Raw genomic sequence first — 1,121 nt, forward strand, 5'->3', positions numbered from 1 at the left:
CGCGATATCGATTCCAACCTGGTGGAAAACGCCATCCGTCGCCCGGCCATGAACCGCCGCAACGCGCTCTTTGCGGGCCATGATGAAGGGGGGCGGAACTGGGCCCGGTTTGCCAGCCTGATCGGCACTTGTAAAATGAATGGCGTTGAGCCCTACGCCTATCTGTGCGACCTCTTCACCCGCCTCGCAAACGGCCACCTCGCCAAAGACATCGATGCCCTGATGCCATGGGCCTATGCCGCGCGCATCAGAGCCTCACAATGAGCTCGTCAGATACTCTTCGGTGAGCTCATTTGACGGCCCGTAGATCAACCGAAAAATCTATGGGGCGTGGACGTCGCATACGGCGTATATGCTGAAACGACAGGATGGCTTTCGGCTGTTCCTTGATGACGGCTGCGTCGATATCGATTCCAACCTGGTGGAAAACGCCATCCGTCGCCCGGCCATGAACCGCCGCAACGCGCTCTTTGCGGGCCATGATGAAGGGGGGCGGAACTGGGCCCGGTTTGCCAGCATGATCGGCACTTGTAAAATGAATGGCGTTGAGCCCTACGCCTATCTGTGCGACCTCTTCACCCGCCTCGCAAACGGCCACCTCGCCAAAGACATCGATGCCCTGATGCCATGGGCCTATGCCGCGCGCATCAGAGCCTCACAATGAGCTCGTCAGATACTCTTCGGTGAGCTCATTTGACGGCCCGTAGATCAACCGAAAAATCTATGGGGCGTGGACGTCGCATACGGCTCACAAAGCAAAAACCCAGGCCACTCTTGACCGAAGCGCAAAACGCAGAAATCAATACCCCCTGACACCAACCAGGTGGATGAAGCTCGACCCCGACAAACTGTCCGGGAATTAGCGAAACGGATGTGCGGCGCGACAATCAGGATGAGAATGCGCGTCAATCAAGATGAGAATCTGTCAGCCCTGCTGGAACGTAGGGAGGGCGTAGCCCTGCCGGAGTTCCAGCAGGGCTGACGGCGAGATTTTTCGGCTCGTTTGTGTATCGCGGCCGGCCCAGTATCGAGGTGTATTCCTGAGAGGAGCACCGATTGCCGGGTCGCCATGTAAACGATCATCAAATGAGGCTTTTTATGACGTTGCGTCAGACGCATTC

General features: G+C 57.4%; 1 protein-coding gene and 1 pseudogene. Both read left to right on the forward strand.

The genetic code is table 11. The features are described 5' to 3' along the window. The coding region (locus AC1D2R_RS32110; RefSeq protein WP_477973857.1) for a transposase domain-containing protein at positions 1-264 on the forward strand (264 nt) is incomplete at its 5' end. A gap of 82 nt (positions 265-346) precedes the next feature. Further along, positions 347-664: pseudogene (locus AC1D2R_RS32115) on the forward strand (transposase domain-containing protein); the annotation flags it as partial. Between the last annotated feature and the right edge of the window lie 457 nt (positions 665-1,121).

This window comes from Rhizobium sp. P1_C7 (assembly GCF_056406295.1).